Origin of the sequence: Thermoleptolyngbya sp. M55_K2018_002 (assembly GCF_015295965.1) — a bacterium.
Lineage (GTDB): Bacteria > Cyanobacteriota > Cyanobacteriia > Elainellales > Elainellaceae > Thermoleptolyngbya > Thermoleptolyngbya sichuanensis.
The window spans coordinates 1-4585 of record NZ_DVEA01000112.1 but is presented as its reverse complement, the minus strand read 5'-3'; the positions used below and the strand labels follow the sequence as shown (position 1 = coordinate 4585).

The window sequence follows — 4585 nt, the reverse complement described above, 5'->3', positions numbered from 1 at the left end:
CCGGAAGTCCCCCTTAATAAGGGGGATTTAGGGGGATCGACTCAAGGCAATCAACGACCCAGAAAGTTTTAAGACACTGCCTAGTCTTTCCTAGTCTTTTTAGTCTAGTGTGCGGCAGCGTGATGCAGCCGTTCACCCAGCCGCAATCGAACCATAAGCAAATTTAATTGTGAATATTGCTGTCTTTTTGTCTGAAAGGCTAGACAGAATGAAAAAGTTTTGGTACACCTGTTCTTTGGGGGTGCAGCTCCAAATCACTCCTCGTCAATTCGCCTTTCCCCAAAGCGCTATGGAACCCTTAACCGAAGTCCAGCAGGAACTCTACGACTGGTTGGTGGAATACATCCGCGAAAATCAGCACGCCCCCTCTATCCGCCAGATGATGCAGGCAATGGGGCTGCGATCGCCCGCGCCGATTCAGAGCCGCCTGGAACATCTGCAAAACAAGGGCTATATCGACTGGACGCGGGGCAAAGCCCGGACGCTGCGCTTGCTCCACGGGGTTACCCAGGGCGTACCGATTCGGGGTGAGGTGTTTGCAGGGGGAGCGCTGGAACCCGCGACGGGCGATACAGAGTTCCTCGACATTTCTGGAATGCAGCTTAAGCCGCAGGATTATGCGCTGCGGGTGACGGGCGACAGCATGATCGAAGCCCTAATTGCCGATGGCGATGTGGTGATTATGCGTCCAGTGAAAGAACCAGACAAGCTCAAGAACGGCACGATTGTTGCAGCGCGGGTTGAAGGAGAAGGCAATACCCTGAAGTATTTCTATCGGCGCGGCAATAAGGTAACGCTGAAGCCCGCCAACTCCAAGTACGACCCCATCGAAAGACCCGCTTCAGATGTGCAAATCCAGGGGATGTTGATTGGCGTTTGGCGAGCTTTTGGTGCTGGGGTTGGCTAAGACCTACTGCCTTCCTGAAGATTTCTGGATCAGCGCCACGCTGCCAGTCGATGTGATAGACAATCGAAAAGGCATAGGACTTACGTAGTTGGATGATCGCAGTTGGACAGTTTCTCGCAGGCTGCGCTCGCGAGAACGTTTTTGCTCGCGAGAAGTTGTCTAAAACCCAGAAATCTTATTGCAAGTGCGTAAGTCCTGAAGCGAATAATCAGGCTGAAGGCTATCCTATGCAGACATGTTGGGACTGGTTCCTTGCGAAAACCCGTGATTTTGGAGCGCCCTTTGGGTTGCCTAGCCTGCCTAGGCTGGGGCCAGCTTCTCAGGGCTGTGCCAAAGTGGGGCGAATGGCAGTGCATGTAGGGGCGATCGCCCTCTCTCTCCTGCTCCTCAGCAGTTGCGCCAGCCCCGACCCCCAGGCTCGCCTTGCTGACACCAAAGAATGTATCGAGTGCGATTTGCAGGGCAAGGCGCTGGCCAATGCGGATCTCAAAAGTGCCAAGCTGAATCGCGCCAATCTCAGCGGCGCTGACCTAAACGGTGCCAATCTCAGCGAGGCGCTGCTCGACACCGCCAACCTCAGCGGCGCAAATCTGAGCAACGCAGACCTCAACCGTGCCGCGCTGCCCTCTGCAAACCTCAGCGGTGCAAATCTCTCCGGTGCCAGTTTGAAGAATGCTTTCTTGCGGAACGCAGACTTTACCAATGCCAATCTCAGCAATGCCGACTTTAGCGGAAGCGACCTCAGCGGGGCCAAGCTAGACGGCGCAACCCAAGACGGCGCTGTTTTTCAGGGCGCAATTCTACCCGATGGGACAGTGCAGCCGTAGTCGGGGCCCGCAGCGGCGTTCCTTGCTTGGATGCCAAAATGGAGCGATCGCCCCGCAGTGCTGACGCACAAACAGAGGAAATTTCAGGCATGGGGTAAAATCCTGACAATGCTCTGCACTATCTGGACTAAGGGTCTGGACTATCTGGACTAAGGGTCTGGGCTATAGAGTCTGGGTTATGGAGTCTGGGCTATTAGTCTGGGCTATTAGTCTGGGCTATTAGTCTGAACCAATAGCCTGGACGCAGACTCGTAAGGGGTTCCAGCAGGAGGTTCCAGAACGAGGTTCCAGAACGACGCACTTGAGCGGGTGATGCCATGCCTCCCAGGTTGCACATTAAATTGCTTGGAGACTTTGCCATCACCGATGAGCGACAGGTTTCGTTGGGCATTGGCAGCGATCGCCAGCAGGCTCTCCTGGCGTATTTGTTGCTGCATCGCCACACACCGCAGCCTCGCCAGCGCCTCGCCTTTCACCTCTGGCCCGATTCCACCGAATCCCAGTCTCGCTCTAACCTGCGAAAGGCCCTTTCCCATCTGCGGCAAGCCCTACCAGAACCAGATACGGTGCTGCTGGCAGATGCCAAAACGCTGCAATGGTCGCCCAGCGCTCCCATTTTTCTGGATGTGGCGGAATTTGAGAATGCGGTAAAGCTTGCTGCCCAAGCGACCGAACCCGACATCGCGCGATCGCACCTAGAAGCTGCCCTATCTCTATACCAGGGCGACCTGCTGCCTGGCTGCACAGATGAGTGGATTGAGCCAGAGCGCGATCGCCTCCAGCAGAGTCACAGGCGGGCATTACAGCAGACTATCGCGCTGTTCAAAGCGCGGCAAGACTATGGCACGGCGATCGCCTATGGTCAGCAGGTATTGCGGAGCGACCCGCTCAACGAAGCCGCCCACGCGACGCTGATGCATCTGCACTGGCTGAATGGCGATCGCGCCAACGCACTCCAGGTCTATCACCACTGTATGACGCTGCTGCGAGAGGAATTGGGCGTTGATCCCGGCCCCACCCTCCGCAAGCTGTATGACCAAATCCTCAACGCAGACGATGAGCCAGTTGGCAGTCTTGCAGGCAGTATCGCAGGCAGTATCGCAGGCAGTATCGCAACGGCTTCTGGGGGCGATCGCCCGCTGGCCAGCGCCGCCCTGCTGTCTCCTGCATCGGCAGCGCAGCAGCCTAGCCCGCTGATTGGGCGAACCCACGAATGGGACACCATCCAGCAGTGGATGGGGGCAGAGAATTCGCCGGATAATGCAGCTTTGGACACCCCTTTGGACACCCTGGGCGATCGCCCGGTACTGCTGCTGACGGGGGAACCGGGCATTGGCAAAACGCGCCTGCTGCAAGCAATCCAGGAGCAGTTTCAGCAGCGGAATCAGTGCGTTCTGTGGGGGCGAGGCTTTGAAGCAGAAATCGTGCGTCCCTATGGCGTATGGATTGATGCGCTGCGTGCGTTTGTGACGAATGCCAACGTGCAAATACCGGAAGATTTGACTTACCTACTCAGTGAGTCGAGTCCTTCATCGCAAAGTTCTGATCGCAGTCCGTCGGATCGCAGCTATCTATTCGACAGTGTGGTTCAGTTTATTTCCACGCTCTGTTCCAGTCAGCGTTCTGTTTTGATTGTTCTGGACGATATTCAATGGATCGATGAAGCATCGTCATCGCTATTGCACTATGCCATTCGGCTGCTGAGTCAGCATTCCGTCTTTTTTGCCTGCACCGCCCGCACCAAAGAGCTAGACGACAACGCAGCCGTACTCCGGGGATTGCAGGCGCTGCGGCGAGAACGGCGCTTGCTGACGTTGGCGCTGCAACCGCTAGAGCCAAAGCAAACGGCGGCGCTGATTCGCAGTGTTTACGCGCTTCCAGATCTGGAGTGGTCGCCAGAGAAAACGCAGCAGGTGTTTATCGACAGCGGCGGCAATCCGCTGTTTGCGCTGGAAATTGCGCGGGCGCTGTCTGCGGGCGAGGCGGCCCACGCCGATAGTTTGGAACTGCTGATTGGCGATCGCCTGCAACGACTAGATGAGTATGCCCGCGAACTGATTCCCTGGGCGGCTGCGCTAGGTCGAACCTTTGACCCCACCACGCTGTCTGAGATTGCCGATGCGCCGCTGTCTAAGCTGCTGACGGGTATCGAGCAGCTAGAGCGGGAAAGCCTGATTCGAGCCAGCGCGTCCCACGGGCAGGAAATGCGCTACGACTTTGCCCATGACATCGTGCGGCAGGTGGCCTATCGGCAACTGTCGGAACCCCGTCGTCGCTTGCTGCATCTCCAGATTTCCCAAAAGCTGCACCAGCGGGCAGGTCAAGACCCGTCTCTGGCGGCAGAGATTGCTCATCATGCTGCGCTGGGGGGCGATCGCGCTTTGGCGGCGGCGGCCTGTTTGGCGGCGGCCAATGATTCGCTCAAGCTGTTTGCCTATGCCGAAGCCGCAGAACTTGCTCTACGCGGGATTCAGCATTGTCAGGTGCTTGATCAGCGCACCCGCGTTCGGCTGCATATCGAACTGCTGCAAGTGCTGGTGTTTGCCGGAGTTTCTGCTGAGCAGGTGGCTCCGCTGGAGGCAGAAGCGCAGGACGTGGTGCAAGAAGCGCATCGGCTGGGGCTATCGGAAGCGGAGATGGCTGGACTAGAAGTGCTGATGATTCTAAACTTTCAGTACAGCAATCTTGCCCATATGCAGCAACATTCTGAGCGAATCGTGGAAATTGGGCGGACAGCCAATCCCAGGATGATGGCCCACGCCCTCGCGTCGAGTGGCTCCTGTTTGGCGGAAGTGGGGCGGGAGATGGCGCGGGCAGTTGCTGCCGCCCCTGGGGGATTTGTAAAGATAAG

3 protein-coding genes are annotated in these 4585 nt (G+C 57.1%); all 3 read left to right on the top strand.

The window, feature by feature from the left end:
* Positions 1-289 precede the first annotated feature (289 nt).
* Positions 290-907, top strand: coding sequence for a transcriptional repressor LexA (gene lexA, locus IGS51_RS05530; protein WP_297076933.1), 618 nt, complete (start codon positions 290-292; stop codon positions 905-907).
* A gap of 287 nt (positions 908-1194) precedes the next feature.
* Positions 1195-1734 carry a pentapeptide repeat-containing protein gene (locus IGS51_RS05525; RefSeq protein WP_297076931.1) on the top strand — a complete coding sequence of 180 codons (540 nt, stop codon included), beginning with the start codon at positions 1195-1197 and terminating at the stop codon, positions 1732-1734.
* A 317-nt stretch (positions 1735-2051) separates the two neighbouring features.
* Positions 2052-4585 (top strand): BTAD domain-containing putative transcriptional regulator (locus tag IGS51_RS05520; RefSeq protein ID WP_297076929.1); only part of this gene is annotated, 2534 nt, incomplete at its 3' end.